The sequence below is a fragment of the Rosenbergiella sp. YN46 genome, from assembly GCF_036620675.1.
Taxonomy (GTDB): Bacteria; Pseudomonadota; Gammaproteobacteria; order Enterobacterales; family Enterobacteriaceae; genus Jejubacter.
The window spans coordinates 1-754 of record NZ_JAZHEE010000098.1 but is presented as its reverse complement, the minus strand read 5'-3'; the positions used below and the strand labels follow the sequence as shown (position 1 = coordinate 754).

Here is a 754-nt window from a genome sequence, read left to right as displayed (position 1 = left end):
ATGGCAATAGCTTATGTTTTAATTAGTTGTGTTTAGGGATTTGACGTAGAAATAATTGATGAGATAAAACAGCTTGAGGATGTAAAGGAAGTCCACGGAATTTTTGGTGCCTATGATATTCTTGTAATGCTTGAATCAGCTAATGTAGAAAACCTAAAGGACATAATTACTTGGAAAATTAGAAAATTAAACAGAGTAAGGTCAACGCTTACGCTAATAGTACCAGAGAAACAAGAATAAGCGACAGTTCATATTCTTTCAATCAAACTTTAGTATTTGATACACGTAGTGATAATACGGAAGCTGACAACGGGCTTTGAATAGTGCGGTTTGCTTATTCATTGGCTTAGAATAGTTTGAATCTCTATACAGCCACTTGATACAATTGATTACCAATTAACCTGTAAACAGTTTGACATTTCTCACAAGTTAAAAACTTCGTTGGCAACAATTTCAACTCAGCCTTTATCCTATCAATTTCACATTTTGGACAAAATTTTCCAGTTCCCAACAAGATCAAGATCACTTAATCAAATTTAACATTTCATAACGGTCTAAAATAATCCCAAAAAACGGTCAGGATCTTATTGGATTCAAACTTGATAGAAAAAATATGATTGAATCAGTTATTTGCTCTCTTGTATGTAGCAAACCAGGATTTATAAGATGTTGGACAAGGATCTGTTTTCGTATGGTTACTTACAGAAATAGCACCCAGATAGTAGCTGATTTGCTTACAGTAACTGAACGGTAT

1 protein-coding gene is annotated in these 754 nt (G+C 33.4%); it reads left to right on the top strand.

Features of this window, described 5'->3' with window-relative positions; translation table 11 throughout:
- Positions 1–51 precede the first annotated feature (51 nt).
- Positions 52–240, top strand: coding sequence for an Lrp/AsnC ligand binding domain-containing protein (locus V3W49_RS22670; protein WP_500148200.1), 189 nt, complete (start codon positions 52–54; stop codon positions 238–240).
- Positions 241–754: the final 514 nt, after the last annotated feature.